The organism is Pseudohaliea sp. (genome assembly GCF_040217025.1).
In the GTDB taxonomy this organism is placed as follows: domain Bacteria; phylum Pseudomonadota; class Gammaproteobacteria; order Pseudomonadales; family Halieaceae; genus Pseudohaliea.
In genome coordinates, this window is record NZ_JAVJOA010000010.1 from 95869 (window position 1) to 115424 (window position 19556).

At 69.6% G+C, this 19556-nt stretch carries 20 protein-coding genes and 1 pseudogene; 8 read left to right on the forward strand and 13 right to left on the reverse strand.

From position 1 onward, the window contains the following. The first annotated feature begins 2 nt into the window (after window positions 1-2). From RKE50_RS11755 to RKE50_RS11790, 8 genes and pseudogenes are all read left to right on the forward strand, one after another. Window positions 3-1202: an ABC transporter permease gene (locus RKE50_RS11755; RefSeq protein ID WP_350036626.1), complete on the forward strand. Its 1200-nt coding sequence runs from the start codon at window positions 3-5 to the stop codon at window positions 1200-1202. Between the two features lie 53 nt (window positions 1203-1255). Beyond that, complete coding sequence (locus tag RKE50_RS11760; protein WP_350036627.1) at window positions 1256-1807, forward strand: GNAT family N-acetyltransferase; 552 nt, start codon at window positions 1256-1258, stop codon at window positions 1805-1807. A 197-nt stretch (window positions 1808-2004) separates the two neighbouring features. Beyond that, window positions 2005-3480, forward strand: a complete 1476-nt coding sequence (locus RKE50_RS11765; RefSeq protein ID WP_350036628.1) for a SulP family inorganic anion transporter — start codon at window positions 2005-2007, stop codon at window positions 3478-3480. A 22-nt stretch (window positions 3481-3502) separates the two neighbouring features. Continuing rightward, complete coding sequence (locus tag RKE50_RS11770; RefSeq protein WP_350036629.1) at window positions 3503-4369, forward strand: universal stress protein; 867 nt, start codon at window positions 3503-3505, stop codon at window positions 4367-4369. 70 nt (window positions 4370-4439) lie between these two features. After that, window positions 4440-5345, forward strand: coding sequence for an AEC family transporter (locus RKE50_RS11775; RefSeq protein WP_350036630.1), 906 nt, complete (start codon window positions 4440-4442; stop codon window positions 5343-5345). Between the two features lie 102 nt (window positions 5346-5447). Continuing rightward, complete coding sequence (locus tag RKE50_RS11780) at window positions 5448-6380, forward strand: cation diffusion facilitator family transporter (RefSeq protein WP_350036631.1); 933 nt, start codon at window positions 5448-5450, stop codon at window positions 6378-6380. Between the two features lie 25 nt (window positions 6381-6405). Then, a pseudogene (locus RKE50_RS11785) lies at window positions 6406-7454 on the forward strand (NADP(H)-dependent aldo-keto reductase). A gap of 76 nt (window positions 7455-7530) precedes the next feature. Next, window positions 7531-7947: a DUF6524 family protein gene (locus RKE50_RS11790; RefSeq protein WP_350036632.1), complete on the forward strand. Its 417-nt coding sequence runs from the start codon at window positions 7531-7533 to the stop codon at window positions 7945-7947. A 12-nt stretch (window positions 7948-7959) separates the two neighbouring features. On the opposite strand, the gene RKE50_RS11795 is transcribed toward RKE50_RS11790, so the two are convergent. The 13 genes from RKE50_RS11795 to rpsA form a co-directional block, all read right to left on the reverse strand. Then, a complete protein-coding gene (locus RKE50_RS11795; RefSeq protein WP_350037845.1) occupies window positions 7960-8385 on the reverse strand; it encodes an HIT family protein in 426 nt (141 codons plus the stop codon). After that, window positions 8385-9197, reverse strand: coding sequence for a hypothetical protein (locus tag RKE50_RS11800; protein ID WP_350036633.1), 813 nt, complete (start codon window positions 9195-9197; stop codon window positions 8385-8387). The genes RKE50_RS11795 and RKE50_RS11800 overlap by 1 nt, the downstream gene beginning before the upstream one ends. Before the next feature lie 64 nt (window positions 9198-9261). Then, a complete protein-coding gene (locus RKE50_RS11805; RefSeq protein ID WP_350036634.1) occupies window positions 9262-9633 on the reverse strand; it encodes a hypothetical protein in 372 nt (123 codons plus the stop codon). A 143-nt stretch (window positions 9634-9776) separates the two neighbouring features. Continuing rightward, entirely contained in the window at window positions 9777-10667 is an 891-nt protein-coding gene (locus tag RKE50_RS11810) for a LysR family transcriptional regulator (RefSeq protein WP_350036635.1), read from the reverse strand. Window positions 10668-10702: 35 nt separating this feature from the next. Further along, window positions 10703-11668 carry a DHH family phosphoesterase gene (locus RKE50_RS11815; RefSeq protein ID WP_350036636.1) on the reverse strand — a complete coding sequence of 322 codons (966 nt, stop codon included), beginning with the start codon at window positions 11666-11668 and terminating at the stop codon, window positions 10703-10705. A 24-nt stretch (window positions 11669-11692) separates the two neighbouring features. After that, window positions 11693-13726, reverse strand: coding sequence for a polysaccharide biosynthesis protein (locus RKE50_RS11820; protein WP_350036637.1), 2034 nt, complete (start codon window positions 13724-13726; stop codon window positions 11693-11695). Between the two features lie 68 nt (window positions 13727-13794). Beyond that, a complete protein-coding gene (locus RKE50_RS11825) occupies window positions 13795-14757 on the reverse strand; it encodes an MraY family glycosyltransferase (protein WP_350036638.1) in 963 nt (320 codons plus the stop codon). After that, window positions 14757-15710, reverse strand: a complete 954-nt coding sequence (locus tag RKE50_RS11830) for an NAD-dependent epimerase/dehydratase family protein (RefSeq protein WP_350036639.1) — start codon at window positions 15708-15710, stop codon at window positions 14757-14759. Before RKE50_RS11830 ends, RKE50_RS11825 begins: the two co-directional genes overlap by 1 nt. A 96-nt stretch (window positions 15711-15806) precedes the next feature. Beyond that, window positions 15807-16136: a ComEA family DNA-binding protein gene (locus tag RKE50_RS11835; RefSeq protein ID WP_350036640.1), complete on the reverse strand. Its 330-nt coding sequence runs from the start codon at window positions 16134-16136 to the stop codon at window positions 15807-15809. A gap of 183 nt (window positions 16137-16319) precedes the next feature. Further along, window positions 16320-17039, reverse strand: a complete 720-nt coding sequence (pyrF, locus tag RKE50_RS11840; RefSeq protein ID WP_350036641.1) for an orotidine-5'-phosphate decarboxylase — start codon at window positions 17037-17039, stop codon at window positions 16320-16322. Next, the gene (locus RKE50_RS11845) at window positions 17032-17337 is read right to left on the reverse strand and encodes a lipopolysaccharide assembly protein LapA domain-containing protein (RefSeq protein WP_350036642.1); all 306 of its coding nucleotides are present in this window, start codon (window positions 17335-17337) and stop codon (window positions 17032-17034) included. Before RKE50_RS11845 ends, pyrF begins: the two co-directional genes overlap by 8 nt. Then, the gene (locus tag RKE50_RS11850; RefSeq protein ID WP_350036643.1) at window positions 17334-17630 is read right to left on the reverse strand and encodes an integration host factor subunit beta; all 297 of its coding nucleotides are present in this window, start codon (window positions 17628-17630) and stop codon (window positions 17334-17336) included. Before RKE50_RS11850 ends, RKE50_RS11845 begins: the two co-directional genes overlap by 4 nt. A gap of 212 nt (window positions 17631-17842) precedes the next feature. Further along, window positions 17843-19516, reverse strand: a complete 1674-nt coding sequence (rpsA, locus tag RKE50_RS11855; RefSeq protein ID WP_350036644.1) for a 30S ribosomal protein S1 — start codon at window positions 19514-19516, stop codon at window positions 17843-17845. Window positions 19517-19556 lie beyond the last annotated feature (40 nt).

The window sequence follows — 19556 nt, forward strand, 5'->3', positions numbered from 1 at the left end:
CGGTGAAGACGGCGGATTTCCTGTCCCTGACCAGCAGTTCGCTCATCGCGCACCGCACGCGCAGCCTGCTCACGGCCCTGGGCATCGCCGTCGGTATCGGCGCAGTGGTCCTGCTCACCTCCATCGGCCAGGGCCTGCAGCAGTTCGTGCTCGCGCAGTTCACCCAGTTCGGCACCACCATCGTCGCCGTCAACCCGGGCAAGGCGACCACGGCGGGCACCAGCGTCGGCGTCTTCGGCACCGAGCGGCCGCTGACCATCGAGGACGCGGTGGCCCTCGAGCAGCTGCCCTATGCCCGCGCCGTGGTGCCCTTCGTGCAGGGCAACGCCGCCGTGGAAGCCGGCAGCCTGAGCCGGCGCACGACCATCTACGGCGCCGGGCCGGCCATGCCGGAGGCCTTCCGCATGGCAGTCGCCATCGGCCGTTTTCTCCCGGAGGACGACCCGACCGCGCCCCGGGCCTTCGCGGTCCTCGGCAGCAAGATGCGCAGCGAGCTGTTCCCGGAAGAGAACCCGCTGGGCAAGCTCGTGACCATCGCCGGCAGCCGCTTCCGGGTGATCGGCGTCATGGAATCGAAGGGCACGGTGCTCGGCTTCGACCTCGACGACACGGTCTACATCCCCGCGGCCAGGGCCATGAGCCTCTTCAATGTCGACGGGCTCATCGAGATCGACGTAATGTATGAGGAGGAGACGGCCGTGGACACTGTCGTCGAGGGCATCCGGCGGGTGCTCACCGCCCGCCACGGCCGCGACGACGTCACTATCACCACGCAGCAGCAGATGCTCGATGTGCTCGGCGGCGTGCTGGACGTGCTCACCTTCGCCGTCGCCGCCATCGGCGGCGTGTCGCTGCTCGTCGGCGCCATCGGCATCGTCACCATCATGACCATCGCCGTGAACGAGCGCACCAACGAGATCGGCCTGTTGCGCGCGCTCGGCGCGCGCCAGGGCCAGGTGCTGTCGCTGTTCCTCGGCGAAGCCATCGTCCTCGCCGCCGTCGGCGGCCTCGCCGGCCTCGCCCTGGGCACCGGCCTCGGCCAGCTGCTGCACCTGGCCGTACCGGCCCTGCCGGTCCGGCCGTCGCTGTTCTACACGCTTCTCGCCGAGACCATTGCCCTGAGCATCGGCCTGCTCGCGGGCGTGCTGCCGGCCCGCCGCGCCGCACGCCTCGACCCGGTGGAGGCCCTGCGGGCGGAGTAGCACGGGAATCCACCCCCGGGTACGGTCGTCATCAGGGAGAGGGGGAAGGGATCATGCACGACAGCACGACGATGCTGGCTGAGCGCTTCACCAGCGAGCGCCTCGTCCTGCGCCGGCCGGAGCCGGCGGACGCGACGGCCATCTACGAGCGCTACGCGGCCAGCGAGGCGGTGACCCGCTACCTGAGCTGGCCGCGGCATCGATCCATCGACGACACACGCGCCTTCCTTGCCTTCGCGGACACCGCCTGGGCGCAGTGGCACGCCGGGCCGCTGCTCATCGAAGAGCGGGAGACCGGCCTGCTTGTCGGCAGTACGGGGGTGGCTTTCCAGACCCCCTACCGGGTCGACACCGGCTACGTACTCGCTGAGGACGCCTGGGGCCAGGGCTACGCCAGCGAGGCCCTCGCCGCGGTGCTCGCGGCCCTCGCCGGTACCACCGTCTGGCGCGTCGAGGCCTTCTGCCACCCGGAGCACGCCGCCTCCACCAGCGTGCTCGAGAAGGCCGGCTTCGAACTGGACGGACGCCTGCGCCGGCACACGGTCTTTCCCAACCTCGCGCCGGAGCCGCAGGACGTCTTCGTCTATTCCCGCATTCTCTGGTGAGGCGGCGCGCCGCCCCGGGGCGACTGCGACATATTTCCCTTGCCCCCGGAGCGCTTCGACCCTACCCTCCCGCGCTTCCCTCACCGACCCGTCGTCAACCCCGCGCCAGCGCCGGGGCGGCCGAGCCCCTTGTTTCCCGGCGCAGCCGGGGACTGTCGTGGCAGAGCACGGGCGCAGCCGGAGACAGCGCGACGGCCATGGCCTCGATCAAGCACGACTGGTTCTCGAATACCCGCAACGACCTGCTGGCCGGCATGGTCGTCGCGCTGGCGCTGATCCCGGAGGCCATCGCCTTCTCGATCATCGCCGGCGTGGATCCGAAGGTAGGTCTCTACGCCTCGTTCTGCATCGCCGTGATCACCGCCTTCACCGGGGGGCGCCCGGGGATGATCTCCGCCGCCACCGGGGCCATGGCCCTGCTCATGGTGACCCTGGTCAGGGAGCACGGGCTGGAGTACCTGCTCGCCGCCACGGTGCTCACCGGCATCCTGCAGATCGTGGCGGGTTGGGTGCGCCTGGGCTCGCTCATGCGTTTCGTGTCGCGCTCGGTGATCACCGGCTTCGTCAATGCACTGGCGATTCTGATCTTCCTGGCCCAGCTGCCGGAGCTCACCGGCGTGACCTGGCATGTCTACGCCATGACAGCCGCGGGCCTCGGCATCATCTACCTGCTGCCCTACCTGACCCGCTCCGTTCCCTCGCCGCTGGTGGCGATCGTCCTGCTGACCGTCGTCGCCATCACCCTGGATATCGACATACGCACCGTCGGCGACATGGGCGCCCTGCCCGATACGCTGCCCGTGTTCCTGCTGCCGGACATCCCGCTGACCGTCGAAACGCTCAAGATCATTCTCCCCGTCTCGACCACCCTCGCCGTGGTGGGTCTGCTCGAGTCGCTGATGACCGCCTCGCTCATCGACGACCTGACGGACACCGGCAGCAACAAGAACCGCGAGTGCGTCGGCCAGGGCATCGCGAACATCGGCGCCGGCTTCCTCGGCGGCATGGCCGGCTGCGCCATGATCGGCCAGTCGGTCATCAACATTAAGTCCGGGGGCCGCGGCCGCCTGTCCACGCTCGCGGCAGGCGTGTTCCTCCTCGCCCTGCTCATGCTCGCCGGCGACCTCGTCGCGCGCATTCCCATGGCCGCGCTGGTCGCGGTGATGATCATGGTGTCCATCGGCACGCTGAACTGGCAGTCGCTGCGCGACCTGCGCACGAACCCCAAGAGCTCCAGCGTGGTCATGCTGGCCACGGTGGCCGTCACCGTAAGCACCCACGATCTCGCCCTGGGCGTACTCACCGGGGTGCTGCTCTCCGGCTTCTTCTTCGCCCACAAGGTCGGCCAGGTGCTGCTCGTGCGCTCCCGCGCCGACGAGGACGGCCGCGTGCGCCGCTACCAGGTGATCGGCCAGGTATTCTTCGCCTCTGCCGACCGCTTCACCGCCTCCTTCGATTTCCGCGAGGTCATCGAGAAGGTCACCATCGACGTCAGCCGGGCGAACTTCTGGGACATCACGGCGGTCAGCGCCCTCGACAAGGTGGTCATCAAGTTCCGCCGCGAGGGCACCGAGGTGGAAGTGCTCGGCCTCAACGAGGCCAGCAAGACCCTCGTGGACAAGTTTGCCGTGCACGACAAGGACAATGCCGAAGACCTGATCCTCGGCCATTGACAGGAAACACCGGGAGCGCCTGATGACGCAGCACGAAGAACGGGTCCTCGCCTGCGTGGACCAGTCCCACTTTGCCGACCACGTGGCCGACTACGGCGCATGGGTGGCGCGGCGCCTGTCCCTGCCGCTGGAGCTGCTGCACGTCCTCGACCGACACCCGGAAATCGCCGCGGCGGCGGATCACAGCGGCGCCATCGGCATCGACGCCCAGGAACAGCTCCTGTCGACGCTGTCGGACCAGGACGAGTCGCGCAGCCGTGCCGCCCGCGAGCAGGGCCGCGTCTTCCTCGCCCGGCTGCGCGAGCGCGCCGAGGACGCCGGCGCCGAGCACACCGACACGCGCCAGCGCCACGGCGAGCTCGAGGAGACGCTGCGCGAACAGGCGGAGAACACCCGGGTATTCGTCCTCGGCCGCCGCGGGCGCTCCGCCGAGGCCACACAGCGGGACCTCGGCCGCAACGTGGAGCGCGTGGTACGCGCGCTGCAGCGGCCCATCCTGGCGGTGACCGACTCCTTCCGGGAGCCACAGAGCGCCCTCATCGCCTTCGACGGCAGCAGCCTCGCCCGTCGCGGCGTCGAGCTCGTGGCAGCCAGCCCGCTGTTTCGCGGCATGCCCATCCACCTGGTGATGGCCGGCAAGCTGCAGCGCGATGCCGAGAGGCAGGTCGCCTGGGCGACCGGCGTGCTCGAGGCGGCGGGCTTCAGCGTCTCCTCGGCCCTGCTGCCCGGCGATGCGGAGAGCGTCATCGCCCGGGAGGTGCAGGCGCGCGACATCGACATCCTGGTCATGGGCGCCTACAGCCACTCCCCGCTGCGCTCGCTGTTCCTCGGCAGCAAGACCACGGACCTGCTCCGCGCCGCGCGGGTCCCGGTACTCCTGCTGCGCTAGCGTACCCTCGGATAACGCAGCCGGCGGCCTGTTTCGATAAACTGCGCGCTCGCGCCACGGAGAGGCGGCCATGCCCGAACTTGACGCACCCGGCGCCGGCGCCCTGGCCGGCCGGATACTCTCGATCCTGTTCCCCATCGTGGCCATCGTCACGGTGGGGTTTCTCTATGGGCGGCGGCACAAGCCGGAGATGTCCGTCGCCAACCGCCTGAACATGGACATCTTCGTGCCGGCGCTGATTCTCGGCGCCATGGCGAGCAAGGCCTTCGAACCGGCGCGCTACGCGGGACTGGCCGCCGGCGCCGCGCTCCTGCTGCTCACCTGCGGTCTCCTCGCCTGGCCCCTGGCCCGCCGCCTCGGACTGGCCTGGCGCACCTTCGTACCACCCATGATGTTCAACAATTCGGCCAACATCGGCATTCCCCTCGCGGTACTGGCCTTCGGTGAGGAAGCCCTCGCAGCCGGCGTCATCCTCTACAGCGTATCCAACGTCATGCATTTCTCCCTGGGTGTGCGCATGCTCGACCCGCACGCCGGCCTGCACACGCTGTGGCGTAACCCGACGCTGCTCGCCGCCTTCGGCGGTCTCGCCATCGCCCTGCTCGGGGTGCCCGTGTGGCAGCCGGTGGTGCAGGCGCTGCAGCTGCTGGGCAACGTGGCCATTCCGCTGCTGCTGTTCGCCCTCGGCGTGCGCATGCAGGACGTACGCTTCGACGCCGTCGGCGCTTCCCTGGTCGGGGCACTGGCCCGCCCCCTCTTCGGCATGGGCCTCGGCTGGCTGCTCGGCCAGCTGCTCGGCCTGGGACCGCGCGACAGCGCGCTGCTGATCCTCTTCGGCGCGCTGCCGCCGGCAGTGATGAACTTCCTCTTCGCCGAGCGCTACGGCCAGGAACCGGAGCGCGTCGCCGCTATCGTCCTCGTCGGCAACCTCGCGGCGCTGCTGGTACTCCCGCTCGCCCTGGGCTGGGTGCTCTAGCCGCCAGGGCCACGGGGGTAATCGTCCGGGAGACACCGCCGCGGCCCTTTGCACCACCGCCCCAGTGCTATAAGGTTCCCCCTCCCCGGCAGACGACGAACCATGGCCGCAGACGCCCTGACTCCCGCGCAAAGCGCCCGCCTTCTCAAGCTGGCGACCAACGCCTCGATCACGGCCGCCGTGCTGCTGATCCTGGTCAAGGCGGTTGCCTACTGGGAGACGGGGTCGGTGAGTATCCTCGCCTCCTTCGTCGACTCGCTCATGGACTCGGGCGCCTCACTCCTCAACCTGATCGCCGTTCGCTATGCGCTGGCGCCGGCAGACCGGGCCCACCGCTTCGGCCACGGCAAGGCGGAGTCCGTCGCCGCCCTGGGCCAGGGGGCGTTCATCATCGGTTCCGGGCTGTTCCTGATCATCGAGGCCGTCCAGCGGCTTCTCGAACCCGAGCCCCTGCAGGCCTTCGGCCTGGGCATTGCCGTGATGGTCTTTACCATCGCCGTCACCGCCGTGCTGCTGCTCATCCAGGGCCACGTGATCCGGCGCACGCACTCGGCGGCGATCCGCGCCGACTCCCTGCACTACCGCACGGACCTGCTCACCAACGGCGCCGTGCTGCTCGCGCTGGTGCTGGCGCAGGCCGGCTGGCCGGGCATGGACCCGGTCTTCGCCCTGGCGGTCGCGCTGTACATCCTCGCCTCGGCCCGGCGCATCATGGCCGACGCCTTCAACGAGCTGCTCGACCGCGAGCTGCCCGAGGCGCGGCGCGAAGCCGTGCTGACCATCGCCCGCAGGCACCCGGAAGTGCGCGGCGTGCATGACCTGCGCACGCGCAGCGCCGGCCGGGTCGAGTTCATGGAGCTACACCTGGAGCTGGACGATCACCTGCCCCTGGTGCAGGCGCACCGCGTTGCCGACGAGGTCGCGGATGCCATACGGGCCGAGAACCCGGCGGCCGACGTGGTCATCCACCAGGACCCGGTCAGCATCGCGGAGCCGCTGCTGGACCAGCAGATCGAACAGGCCGAAGAGGCCTGAGCCAACGCAGAGGGAGATTCATCGCATGGAGTACCGGCCACTCGGCGACAGCGGCATCGAGGTCAGCGTCATCGGCCTCGGCACCATGACCTTCGGCGAGCAGAACAGCGCCGCAGACGCCGCAGCACAACTCGACTTCGCCCTCGATCGCGGTGTCAATTTCATCGACGCCGCGGAGATGTACCCGGTACCCCCGCGGCCGGAGACCCAGGGGCGGACCGAGGAATACATCGGCGCCTGGCTGAAGGCGGGCGGCAAGCGCGACAAGGTGGTGCTGGCGAGCAAGGTCGCCGGGCGCGGCGACCAGAACGCCGGAGTCGACCACATCCGCGGCGGCCCGCGGCTCGACGCCGCCTCGGTACGCGCCGCCCTCGTGGGCTCACTCGCCCGGCTCGGTACCGACTACCTGGACCTCTACCAGGTGCACTGGCCCGAGCGGCGCACGAACTTTTTCGGGCACCTCGGCTATCGCCACTTCGAGGACGACGGCGTTGCCATCGCCGAGACCCTGGCCGCCCTCGGCGAGCTGGTGAAGGAGGGCAAGGTCCGCCACCTGGGCATCTCCAACGAGACCCCCTGGGGCGTGCTCGAATACCTGCGCCTGGCGCGCGAGGCCGACCTGCCCCGCATCGTCAGCATCCAGAACCCCTACAACCTGCTCAACCGCTCCTTCGAGGTCGGCCTGGCAGAGATCGCGATCCGCGAGCGGGTCGGTCTACTCGCCTACTCGCCTACTCGCCCCTGGCCTTCGGCCTTCTCTCCGGCAAGTACGCGGGCGGGGCGCGGCCCGAGGGCGCGAGGCTCACGCTCTTCCCCCGCTTCGCCCGCTATGACAACCCGCAGGCCGCCGCCACCGAGGCCTACCTGGCGCTCGCGGCCGAGGCGGGCGTGGACCCGGCCCAGCTCGCCCTGGCGTTCGTCAACCAGCAGCCTTTCGTCACCAGCAACATCATCGGTGCGACGACTCTCGAACAGCTCGAGACGAACATCGCCAGTATCGAGCTCACCCTGCCCCGGGACCTGCGCAAGGCCCTCGACGCCGTCCACCTGCAGTACTCCAACCCTGCCCCCTGAGCCGGGGGGCGGGGCCATTGCCCCGCGGCCGGGGATGGATTACTTTCTCGACTCCCCCCCGAGGAGAGTTCCGACCATGGCGAGCCGCTTCGACGCAGGCAGTTTCTTGATCCGCTGGCTCTTTGCCGCGGTGCTGGTCTTCGGCACCTACAATCCGACGGCCTTTTCCTACCTCTCCTGGATTGTCGACAGCGAGACGCGGCTGGGGCCCGTGGTCGCCATCATCGGGCTGGCGCTGCTCATCGGCTGGATCATCTACCTGCGCGCGACCTTCCTCGCCATCGGCTGGCTCGGGGTAGTCCTAGGCGCCGCGCTGTTCGGCGCCATCATCTGGCTGTTCATCGATATCGGCTGGCTGTCCCTCGACAGCACGCGGGCGCTGGCCTGGCTGGCACTGCTCCTGCTGTCGCTGATCCTCGGTGTGGGCATGTCCTGGGCCCACCTGCGCCGCATGTTCAGCGGCCAGCTCTCGGTGGACGACGTCGAGGACTGACCGCGCGCCGGGCTAGGCGAGAGCACGCAGCCCGAGCGGCCCCAGGCGCCCGATGAGTGCCTGCAGCGCCTCGCCACTCCACACGTGCCCCGGCGAAGGCCGCCCCCACACCGGGTCCGGCCAGCAGAAGTCCCCCGGCCGCCGGCCGATCACGTGCAGGTGCAGCTGCGGCACCACGTTGCCGAGAGCACCCACGTTGACCTTGGGGTAGGCTAACTCCGCCTTCAGGAACTGTCCCAGCGCCGCCGCGTCCTCGAGGAGACGCCCGCGTTCGTCGGCCGCCAGGTCCGTGAGGTCATCGCAGTCGCTGTCGGGCACGAGGATGAACCAGTGCAGCGCCGCCTCCCGGTGCAGGAGCAGCAGGGCGGACGACAGCGCACCCAGGCAATGCGTGTCGGCGGCGAGGCGGGGGTGCAGCGTTGCCGGATCGCGTGCCATCACCAGGTTGGCGCCGCCGGCGCGGCCTCCACGCGGAACAGGGACGGGTCGAACGGTTCGCCTACCCGGTAATCCGTCCAGATGGCCTCGTTCTTCTTCACGCCGTCGTAGAAAAGGCGCACCCGCCCCGCCTGCACCCAGCCGCTCCCGGGTTTGCTGAAGAAGTGGGAGTAGCGCCGCTCGTGCCAGCCGCGGGGCGTGTCGAAACCGACGTACAGGATCGCGTAATCGGACTGGCGGAAGCCGAAGAGCGTCTCGCCGCCGGCGGGGTCCGTGAGCCGGACCAGGAAAGCCGGCTCGCCGTCGATGAGGTCATCGGGCATGCGCGCCTGCTCCCAGCCCGGGTCCAGTGCGTTGCGGATGGCGCCGAAGCCGAAGTTGCTGGACCACATTGCATTCGCGGACTGGTCTTCCACCGGACCGTCCTCGTCGTAGGTGGTCTCGCCGTCGAAGGTCAGCAGCAGTGCCAGGTCGTCGCCGGTCCAGGCCTCGATGCGGACGCGGCCGCTGGCCTGGTGGGCATCGGGCTTGTCATCGGCGAACTGGCGCCACATGGCGTAGCGATCCCAGAGCACCTCGCCGCCGGCGGGCGGGCGGATGACGTTGTAGCCGGAGAGGAAGAGCGTGCCCGGCTTCACGAAGGGTGCACCGCCCGCGGCAGCGTGCGCCCGGGCGATGATCGCGGCCCCGTCGAGTTCCGGCTGTGCCTGGACGGCAGCGGGCATGCTTGCCCGCTCCGCTGCAGGCGGGGGCGCTTCCGCGCCGACGACGTTGGCGAGAAGCAGGGCGAACAGGGCCAGGCGGCGGGGCATGGCGGGCTCCTTCGGGCAGGCGTAATGCCCCGATGGTACGCCAGGCCGCCGCCGCTGGCGATGCTCAGCGCTCGGCGAGGGCGATCGCGGGGCTCGCGGCGGGCTCGATGGCCACGCCGTCGCGGGTGCGCAGCACGGCGTCCTCGTCCGCCGGGGCCGTGCACAGCAGGTTCGCCCCCGACGCATCGGCCGGGTTCACCCGCAGGCGCAGCTCGGTGGTGCCGGCGCGGTTGCGGATGTTGTAGAGGCGCACGCGGGTATCGTCACCGTAGTGGGCCTCGGCGAGGTCCTTGCACTCGGCGAAACGCTCGCGTTCCGAGGGCGCCGCCAGGGCGGTCAGGGTGACCGTGGACAGCAGCACACCGACGGTCGTGAGCAGGTACCGATGCAGTGCATGGCGGTTGAAGGAGTAGTGGTTCAGTGCAGTGTGGGTCATCGTCTTGCCTCCCTTGGGCATTGCGTGGCGACAGGAGACAGGCTAGGCGTTTCCGTTACTGCAAGGAACTCTCCGAAAGTAATCGCCCGCGTTGCATTTTTGCAACATCATCCCGGTTTCGGTACATCGCAGCCTGGCGGGGTTCAGTCGCTTTCGCGGGTATCGAGCAGGGAGCGGATCTGGTCAAAGGCCTCGGCGATAGCCTCGCGCAGCAGCCGCAAGCGCGCACTCATGCGCAGGTCGCGGTGGGTGAGCACCCAGACATCGCCGTGGTAGTTCACCGGCGCGCCGGGGACCCGCACGATATCCGGCTCGTCGGCCACGGCAATGCAGGGCAGGTAGGCCATGCCCATGCGCGAGCGGAGCGCGGCGACCAGCAAGTCGTGGTCGTCGATGGCGTGACGCACCGGCAGGTCGGGCCAGGGTGTGGCGGCGAGCCAGTCCTGGCGCTCGCCGAGCGGCGCCTTGCCGATCCAGACCAGGTGGCTGACATCCTCCGGCGAAGCCGTGTCCAGCAGGTCCCGGTGAACGTAGGTCGACAGGCTGAGCGCCGAGACGCGCCGGCCGATCAGGTAGTCCGGCAGCGTGGTGCCCGCCGGCAGCACGCGGATGGCCATGTCCGCCTCGCGACGGGCGAGATCCAGGGAGTCTTCCGCGGGCAGCAGCTGCAGCTCGATGCCCGGGTAGGTCGCCGCGAAACGCTCGAGGCAGCTGACGAGACGGCCGAGGCTGCCCGCGGGCGGCATGGTGAGGCGGATACTGCCGCGCAGCTCGCGGTCGCCGCCGGTAATGCGCCGCTCCGCCGCAATCAGTTCCTCCTCCACCTGCTCCGCCGAGGGCAGCAGGGCCTCGGCGGCCGCGGTCATGCGGTAGCCGTCCGGCGTGCGGTCGAAGAGCAGGCTGCCGAGGTCGCGCTCGAGGGCGTCGAGGCGGCGGGTGACCGTGGAGGTGCTGACGCCGAGCTCCGTCGCCGCAGCCCGGGCCGACCCCCGCCGGGCGAGGGCCAGGAGCACCTTCAGGTCATCCCAGTCCACGACCCTCGGCGGGCGTCCGGTCGGCGAGAGGCCGGTCAGCGAGACGCATAAAAGCCCGCGAAGCGGTCGATGAAGGCCTGCAGCTGCTCTTCCGGCAGGTCGTTGATCCCCGCCGCGGCGGCGCGACCGCCACCGGTGGGAAACTCGCGGCAGAGCTCATCGGCCCCGGAGCGGTTGCTGAGGGGCGCGCGCACGCTCACCAGCAGGCCGCCGTCGCGCTTCGGCGTGATCACGGCGTGGGCCCGGTCCGGGTTCGCATTGGTCAGCTCGTTGCTGTACACGCCGGACACGCGGCGCGACCACGCCTCGGCGGGAAGCAGGAAGACCGCGGCGTGCGCATCGGCATATTCCGGCGAAAGCTCCCGGGCGGCAGCGAGATCCTCGTGGTAGCCGGTCTCGAGGCGCTCGAAGATCGGCCGGTTGTCGGCCATGAAATCCTCGGGCTCGGCGTAGGGCAGGAGCTCCCGGAACAGGTCCGCCGGGTGGAAGTGGAGCTCGTCCGGGTCCGGCCCGTAGCCGTTGTAGTTGATGTAGATGCCGAGGTTCTCGAGGCGCTCGAGCTGCTCCCCGGAACGGCCCAGGGGTCGGGCGAGGGCCACGGCGCTCTCGCGCAGGTTGTCGCCGAAGCTGCCGACCACGGCCCAGGGGCGGTGGGCGCCTTCGAGGTGGCCGTTCACCAGCGAGCTGGTACACACCGTAGCCTCGGTGTTGATGTGCGCCTCGAGGCCCGGATGCGCGGGGATGTCGCCGGCAAAGTGATGGTCGCAGTACCAGACGCGGGCGCCGGCGCCGAGCAGCCCCTCGAGCGGTTCGCGGTTCTTGTCGAGGGAGATGTCGAGTACCGTGACCCGGTCGCCCGCCCCCGCCTGCACGCGGCCGAGGAGCGAGATATCCCGCTTCACACCGGTGACCAGGGTGGCGTCCCGCGGCTCCGCGAGCCGGAGCTGGAGCAGCGCGCAGATCCCGTCTGCGTCGCCGTTGAAGACATCGAAGTCAGCCATGCGTTCCCCGTTGGCTGTGGTGTATCAGTCGGTGGCCGCCTTGCCGGCAAACAGCGTCTTGACGTTGGACTCGGCCGCTTCGCCGCGGCTCGCACGGCGCACGGCGCGGCCCTGCTTGACCCAGAGATGATCGTGGCGCACCTCGTGACTGGCGAAGCCGCTCACCGCCTCGGAGAGGATCTCGGTGATGCCGCGGCAGTCCATGGCCTCGCAGCACTCGCGCAGCCTGGTCAGCGCCTTGCGCACGTCGCGGTAGCCGAGGCTCTCCTCCTCCGCGCGCATGATCATGGGGTGCCCGGTACCGCTGACAGAGGTGCCGAGCAGCAGCTCCTCGTGGAGTTTCTCACCCGGACGCAGGCCGATGAATTCGACCTCCACCCCGTTGTGGCCGGGCCCGCGGGCACCGACCTCGTGGCCGCTCAGGCGGATCATGCGCTTGGCCAGGTCAACGATCTGCACCGGCTCGCCCATGTCGAGGACGAAGACGTCACCGCCGGTGCCCATGGCGCTGGCCTGGAGCACGAGCTGTGCCGCCTCCTGGATACTCATGAAGTAGCGGGACACCTCCGGGTGGGTCACGGTCACGGGGCCGCCGCGCTCGATCTGGTCGCGGAACAGCGGCACCACGGAGCCGGAGGAACCGAGCACGTTGCCGAAGCGCACCATGCAGAAGCGGGTGTCCGTGTCCTCCTGCGCCAGTCCCTGCAGGATCAGCTCGGCAAAGCGCTTGGACGCGCCCATGATGTTGGTGGGCCGCACGGCCTTGTCGGTCGAGATGAGCACGAAGGTCTCGACGCCGGCGAGGCGCGCCGCCTCCGCCGCGTGCCAGGTGCCGAACACGTTGTTGGCAACGCCCTCGGCCACGTTGTACTCGACCATGGGCACATGCTTGTAGGCGGCGGCGTGGTACACCGTCTGCACGTTGAAGGTGCGGTAGATCGTCTCGATCCGCACCTGGTCGCGCACGGAGCCGAGCAGGCAGACCACGTCGATATAGGTGCCGGCGCGGGCCTGCAGGTCGCGCAGCTCCCGCTCGATGCGGTAGAGGGCGAACTCGCTGTTGTCGAGGAGCACGAGTTCCCGCGGGCCGGCGCTCAGGATCTGCCGGCACAGCTCGGCCCCGATGGAGCCGCCGGCGCCGGTCACCATCACCACCTTGTCGGTGATGCAGCGATCGATGAGCTCCGGGTGCGGCGGCACCGGGTCGCGGCCGAGGAGGTCATCGAGATCGATGTCCTGGATCTGGTTGACGGTAGCGGCGCCGGAGACGAGTTCGTTGATCTTGGGCACGGTGCGCACATGCACCGGAAGCCCCACCAGCGAGTTGATGATCTCGCGCCGGCGCTCGTGGGTCGCCGAGGGGATGGCGAGGAGGACCTGGGTGATCGCGTGCTCCTCCACGAGGCGCTCGAGGTCCGCCGGGCTCATCACCTGGAGGCCGTTGATCACCGAGTGCTGGGCCCGCGGGTCGTCGTCGACGAAGGCCACCACGCGGTACTGGTCGCCGTGATGCAGAGCCGTGAGCAGCTGGCGGCCGGACTCCCCGGCTCCGTAGATGATCACGTTCTTGGAGTCCGACCGCAGCCGCGCCTGGTAGTAGGCGCGCACGACGAGCCGCGAGCCGCCGATGCAGAACATGACCAGGGCCCAGTAGACGAAGGGCGTGGATCGGGGCACGTCGGCGCGGGTGAAGAAAATCGTGGCGCCGAGCACGAGGGTGGAATAGCTGACCGCGGTGATGATGGACCAGATCGCCTGCTGGCCCATGTAGCGGATGACCGCCCGGTACAGGCCCATGCGCAGGAAGATCAGTGCACTGGCGGCGAGGGTCACGAAGCCGCAGAGGACCTCGACGAAACCGATGTGGAAGGAGGCGTCGCCGAAGGGGTAGGCAACCGCCAGCCACAGGGACGCTGCGACAAACACCATGTCCACCAGCAACACCAGCCCTTGCTTGATGTTGCGGGGAACCTGGATGAGCCTGTCGGTCGCCGCGCGCAGGGCAGCCCACCGACAGGAGAGCGCCTGCAGCATGTTAACCGCTGCTTGCTTGACCAAGTTGTTCACTCCGCGCTGGTTGTGCGCCCGGTGGCTCTTGTTGTGTATGCGCCACCAATCTGCCGATGTTACTGCAAGTGCCGGTACTTGACCATGCCCACTAGTACCGGGGCGTAGGCGAGGCCGAGGAAGGCCCAGCCGGAGGACGGCTCGCGGGCGGCCAGCCACGCCAGCGGCGTGAGCCATCCCCACTGCACGGCGAGAAACAGGCCGTCGACACGTCCGTGGGAGCCCCAGCGGCGCGCGAGACGCTGGTACAGGTGGTCCCGGTGCGCCTCCGCGAGGGGAGCCCGCCGCAGTACGCGGAAGAGCAGCGTGAGGCCCGCATCGGAGACGAACAGGGCCAGCAGGATCGGCCAGCAGGCGACCGCCAGGCCCTCGCGCCAGGGCCCCGCGACCGCCAGCAGCGCGAGCAGGAATCCCGTGGGGACACTGCCGGCGTCCCCCATGAACAGCTTTGCCGGCGGCCGGTTGTAGAGCAGGAACCCGGCGTGGGCCCCCGCCAGGGCCAGGCAGAGGGCGACGTAGGCGGAAGAAGCTCCCGCCTCCTGCGCCAGCCAGGCCCCGACCGCCGCGGCGGACAGGCCCTGCAGCGCCGCCAGGCCGTCGATGCCGTCCATGAAGTTGAAAAAGTTGGTGAAGGCGAGCACCGCGAAGGCGAGCGGCAGCCAGGCGAGCAGGCCGACGGGGCCGCCGCCGGCGACCAGCCAGCCGGTGCCGACAAGCGCCGCGGCGGCGTAGACCCCGAGGCGGAGGCCGGCCGAGAGGTGGCGCAGATCGTCGATGAAACCGACCAGCGCGAGGCCGAGCGCCAGCGCGAGCGGCAGCGCGTAGGGCCCGGGGACGACATCCCCGGGGAGCAGTGCCGCCGCCACTGCCAGGAACAGCGCCAGGCCCGCGCCGCTCGGCGTGGGCGCCGCGTGGGCGCCGCGCGCGGTCGGCTCGGCGAGCCAGCGCCGGGAGCGGGCCAGCGCGCCGTACCCGGCCACCGAGAGGGCAGCGAGCAGCGCCGCAGCGAGGGCCAGCAGCATCAGCGCTCGATCCGCCCGCGCAGCACCGCGGGAGGGCCGGGAGCGCGCCACCCGTCGACCATCGCGGGCGCCACGTCCTCGAAGCGTTGCTGCGGTGCCCAGCCCGTGGCCGCGCGCACCGCGTCGCCGCGGTAGCTGTCACGGCCGAGCAGCGCCGCGGCCGTGTGCCCGGGGTGTTCACCGCGCAGCACATCGCGCAGCGTCGCGACGGCACGCCAGGCCCAGGCCGGCAGGCGCGGGCCGGCCAGCGCACGCCCCTGCGCCAGGGCGAGGGCCTCGCAGAGCCGCCGCGCCGTGTAGCACTCGCCATCGGTGACGTTCCAGCAGCGATAGCCCGCCGCGGGTTGTGCCGCGACGGTGAGCAGGAGCGCTACCAGGTCGTCGCGCCCGACGAGGGACCGGGCGCCCGCCGCCGGCGGGGCCGGCCGGCCCGCGGCTACCCAGCGGTAGAGCAGCTCGAGGTTGCCGCGCGCCCCCGGTCCGTAGACCAGGGCAGGCCGCAGCACCGTCACTGCCATAGCGGTCTCTGCGGCGATTTTCTCGAGCGCCCGCTCGGCCGCGGCTTTCGCACGCCCGTAGCCATCGCGCGGCGGCGTGCCGTCGTGCTCACCGCGCGCCTCCGGTCCCGGCGCGGCCCCGAGGGCCTTCACGCTGGAGAAGAAGATGAAATGCGGGACACCGGCGGCCGCGGCCGCACGCGCCAGCGCGACGGTACCGCGGTGGTTGACCTGTTCGTGGAGCGCCGCCGGCGCCGACCGGTGAGCGAGCCCCGCGAGGTGGAAAACGACATCGATTCCCGGCGGCACCACCGGGGCAGCGCTCGCCGCGAGATCCAGCGGCAGCTCCAGCGCCGGGTCGCGGCCGGCCCGGCGAACGGCATCGCCCCGCGCCGCGAGGGCCTCGCAGAGCGCCGTGCCGACAAAACCGGTAGCTCCGGTGACCAGACATTCCACCCGGGCTTCGTCTCCTCGAGGTTGCGGGGCCGCCGCGGACCGCAGGCCCGGGCAATAAAAAAGGGGCCGGAGCCCCATGATACGGATGCCCGGCGCTTATTCCAGCGTGATACGCCCGCGGTTGCGTTCGAGGGTGGCACTGCCGACGCCGGAGACCTCGGCCAGCTCCTCGATGGTCTCGAAGGGGCCGTACATTTCCCGGTAGCGGACGATGGCCTCGGCCCGGCTGCTGCCGACGCCGCTCAGGGCTTCCGCGAGGGTCGCTGCGTCGGCGCTGTTGATGTTCACGGTGGTCGGCACGGGGGCCGCGTCCGCCTCCTGGGCGCCGGCCGCGGCCGGCAACAGGGCCGAGGCGGCGGCCGCGGCGAGGATGGCCGCGCCGGTGAGGTTGCGCAGGGGGTCGACTAGTGTGCGTACTCGTTCCATGGTGTGGTTTCTCCGTCGTTCCATGACAGTTTTTCGATCGTCTCGCTGCCTGTTGCGCTGAGACGGTCGATGGGTTGTTCGATGAGGGCTTCAGCGTCCGTGCTGGCATCCGCATCGAGAGCAGCCTAGCAGCGGCCGCTCTCAGCGGGGAGAAATCGCGCGGAGATGGTTGAAAAGAAGCGCCTAGCCCGCCGCGTGCAGGCCGGCGACGATGGCGGCGAGCGTTTCGCCGGGATCGGCGCTGCCGGTGATGGAGCGGCCGATGACCAGGTAGTCGGCACCGAGGGCGAGCCCCTCGGCCGGCGTGACCACCCGGCGCTGGTCACCCGCGGCATCGCCGGCGCTGCGGATGCCCGGCGTTACCAGCCGGAAGCCCGCGCCGTGGACCGCGCGCAGCTGGGGCGCTTCCTGCGCCGAGCAGACCACGCCGTCGAGGCCCGCCGCGGCCGAGAGCCGGGCCAGGCGGTGCACCCGCTCGGCAGCGGACTCGGCGTAGCCCAGCTCCGCGAGATCCGCATCGGCCAGGCTGGTGAGTACGGTCACGCCGATGAGCAGGGGCCTGTCCCGCCGGTCGGCGAGCGCCTCGACCGCAGCTTCCAACATGCGGCGGCCGCCCCCGGCGTGGACGTTGACCATCCACACGCCGAGCCCGGCAGCCGCGCGCACGGCGCCGGCGACGGTATTCGGGATGTCGTGGAACTTGAGGTCGAGGAAGACCTGGAAGCCGCGCCCCTGCAGGGCCTCCACCAGCGCGGGGCCGGCGGCGGTGAACAGCTCCTTGCCGACCTTCACCCGGCAGAGCGCCGGGTCCAGGCGATCCGCCATGGCCAGGGCCGCGTCGCCGTCGGCGTAGTCGAGGGCGACGATGACCGGCGAGGCGGGCTCGCTGGTGGCCTCAGTCACTGACGACGATGTCCTTGCTGCGCAGGCTCTCGACCTCGCCCTGGGTCTTGTGCAGCTGCCGCCGCAGCAGTCGCAGCCGGGCGCGCAGCCGCAGGACGAGCAGGCTTGCCATGAGCAGCCCCGCGATGCCGCCGAGGGCGAAGGCCGCGAGCACCCAGAGGGCGACACTGCGCGGGGCAAAGCTATAGACCAGGACATCGAGCGGGACGGTCGCCTCGTTCTGCAGGGCGAAGAGCGCCCCGGCGGCGGCCATGGCCACCACCACGACGAGCATGAGCAGGCTGCGCAGGATGCTCACAGGCCACCCTGCAGGCCGAGGTTGACCCGCTCGCGGAGTTCTTTCCCGGGCTTGAAGTGCGGCACGTACTTGCCGGCGAGCTGGACCGTGTCGCCCGTCTTCGGGTTGCGCCCCCGGCGCGGCTCACGGTAGTGGAGCGAAAAGCTGCCGAAGCCGCGGATCTCGATGCGGCCGCCGCTGGAGAGGGACTGGGACATGTGCTCGAGGATGGTTTTCACCGCCAGCTCCACGTCTTTCGTGGACAGCTGGGTCTGCCTGGCGGCAATCGCCTCGATCAGTTCGCTCTTTGTCATTGGGGGCCACACTCGCGCCAGACGCTTGCGCGCATTGTGCCGTCCGCCCCCTGATGATGCAAGTGCCTATTATTACTGGAAAAATTCGGCCCCGGGGGTTGAACCCGAAGGTCGCCCGCCAGGCCGCTGCGGAAGTTTGCCATGAGCATAAAAAAACCGCGGCCTGAGCCGCGGTTCTACGAGCTGCGCGGGCGGCGGTCGCCGCCCCGGCATCAGTTGCCGTTCATCTGCTGCTTGATCAGGTCGCCGATGGTGCCGGGGGAAGTCGTTTCCTCCTGGTCCTTAAGGGACTTCACCGCTTCCTTCTCGTCGTCGTAGTCCTTGGCCTTGATGGACAGGGCGACATTGCGGTTCTTGCGATCCACGGACACGATCTTCGCCTCGACGGCATCGCCGACCTTGAAGCTGTTGCGTGCGTCCTCGACCCGGTCGCGGCTGATGTCGGAGGCCTTGAGGATACCCTCGACCTCTTCCGCCAGCTTGACCACGACGGCCTTCGGTTCCACCTCGATCACTTCGCCGGTCACGATGGTGCCGCGGTCGTTCACGGCCACGTAGTTGGAGAAGGGATCGTCCTCGAGCTGCTTGACGCCCAGGGAGATGCGCTCGCGCTCCGGATCGATGGACAGGATGACCGTCTCGATCTCGTCGCCCTTCTTGTAGCTGCGCACGGCTTCCTCGCCGGTCTCGTTCCAGCTGATGTCGGACAGGTGCACCAGGCCGTCGATGTTGCCTTCGAGGCCGATGAAGATACCGAAGTCCGTGATCGACTTGATGGTTCCGGCGATGCGGTCGCCCTTGCTGTGTGCGGCAGCGAAGGCATCCCAGGGGTTCTGCTGGCACTGCTTGATGCCCAGGGAGATGCGGCGACGCTCCTCGTCAATATCGAGGACCATGACTTCCACTTCGTCGCCGACCTGCACGACCTTGGACGGGTGGACGTTCTTGTTGGTCCAGTCCATCTCGGACACGTGCACCAGGCCTTCCACGCCCTCTTCGATCTCGGCGAAGCAGCCGTAGTCGGTGAGGTTGGTGACCCGCGCCATGACGCGGCTGCCTTCCGGGTAGCGGCCGGTGATCTCGACCCACGGATCCTCACCGAGCTGCTTGAGGCCCAGGGAGACACGGTTGCGCTCACGGTCGAACTTGAGGACCTTGACCTCGAGTTCCTGGCCCACTTCGACGATCTCGGAGGGGTGCTTGATGCGCTTCCAGGCCATGTCGGTGATGTGCAGCAGGCCGTCGACGCCACCGAGGTCGACGAAGGCGCCGTAGTCGGTGAGGTTCTTGACGATACCCTTGATGGTCATGCCTTCCTGCAGGCTCTGCAGCAGGGCTTCGCGCTCCACGCTGTTGGCGGCTTCCATGACCGCGCGGCGGGAAACGACCACGTTGTTGCGCTTCTGGTCGAGCTTGATGACCTTGAAGTCGAGGTCCTTGTTCTCGAGGTGCGTCGTGTCGCGCACGGGGCGGACATCCACGAGGGAACCGGGCAGGAACGCGCGGATGCCCTTGATGTCGACGGTGAAACCGCCCTTGACCTTGCCGTTGATGACGCCGGAAACGACTTCGTCGGCCGCGTGGGCCGCCTCGAGGTCCTTCCACGCTTCCGCGCGCTTGGCTTTTTCCCGGGACAGCCGGGTTTCGCCGAAGCCGTCCTCGACGGTCTCCAGCGCGACTTGAACCTCGTCGCCGATGCTCAGGGTGCACTCGCCGCTGGCGTCCGTGAACTGGGAGCGCGGAATGACGCCCTCGGACTTCAGGCCGGCGTGGACCGTGACCCACTCGTTGTCGATGTCGATGACCACGCCGGTGACGATAGCGCCCGGCTGCATGTCGACGGTTTTCAGGCTTTCTTCAAAAAGATCGGCGAAGGATTCGCTCATTACACATTTACCTGTATACGTTTGCGGCGCGATGCCGCTT

Excerpts from the sequence above, each read along its gene's own strand:
- RKE50_RS11760 (WP_350036627.1), top strand. The coding sequence starts at position 1,256 with ATGCACGACAGCACGACGATGCTGGCTGAGCGCTTCACCAGCGAGCGC.
- RKE50_RS11765 (WP_350036628.1), top strand. The coding sequence starts at position 2,005 with ATGGCCTCGATCAAGCACGACTGGTTCTCGAATACCCGCAACGACCTG.
- RKE50_RS11770 (WP_350036629.1), top strand. The coding sequence starts at position 3,503 with ATGACGCAGCACGAAGAACGGGTCCTCGCCTGCGTGGACCAGTCCCAC.
- RKE50_RS11775 (WP_350036630.1), top strand. The coding sequence starts at position 4,440 with ATGCCCGAACTTGACGCACCCGGCGCCGGCGCCCTGGCCGGCCGGATA.
- RKE50_RS11780 (WP_350036631.1), top strand. The coding sequence starts at position 5,448 with ATGGCCGCAGACGCCCTGACTCCCGCGCAAAGCGCCCGCCTTCTCAAG.
- RKE50_RS11790 (WP_350036632.1), top strand. The coding sequence starts at position 7,531 with ATGGCGAGCCGCTTCGACGCAGGCAGTTTCTTGATCCGCTGGCTCTTT.
- RKE50_RS11795 (WP_350037845.1), bottom strand. The coding sequence starts at position 8,385 with ATGGCACGCGATCCGGCAACGCTGCACCCCCGCCTCGCCGCCGACACG.
- RKE50_RS11800 (WP_350036633.1), bottom strand. The coding sequence starts at position 9,197 with ATGCCCCGCCGCCTGGCCCTGTTCGCCCTGCTTCTCGCCAACGTCGTC.
- RKE50_RS11805 (WP_350036634.1), bottom strand. The coding sequence starts at position 9,633 with ATGACCCACACTGCACTGAACCACTACTCCTTCAACCGCCATGCACTG.
- RKE50_RS11815 (WP_350036636.1), bottom strand. The coding sequence starts at position 11,668 with ATGGCTGACTTCGATGTCTTCAACGGCGACGCAGACGGGATCTGCGCG.
- RKE50_RS11825 (WP_350036638.1), bottom strand. The coding sequence starts at position 14,757 with ATGCTGCTGGCCCTCGCTGCGGCGCTGCTCGCTGCCCTCTCGGTGGCC.
- RKE50_RS11835 (WP_350036640.1), bottom strand. The coding sequence starts at position 16,136 with ATGGAACGAGTACGCACACTAGTCGACCCCCTGCGCAACCTCACCGGC.
- RKE50_RS11850 (WP_350036643.1), bottom strand. The coding sequence starts at position 17,630 with ATGACAAAGAGCGAACTGATCGAGGCGATTGCCGCCAGGCAGACCCAG.
- rpsA (WP_350036644.1), bottom strand. The coding sequence starts at position 19,516 with ATGAGCGAATCCTTCGCCGATCTTTTTGAAGAAAGCCTGAAAACCGTC.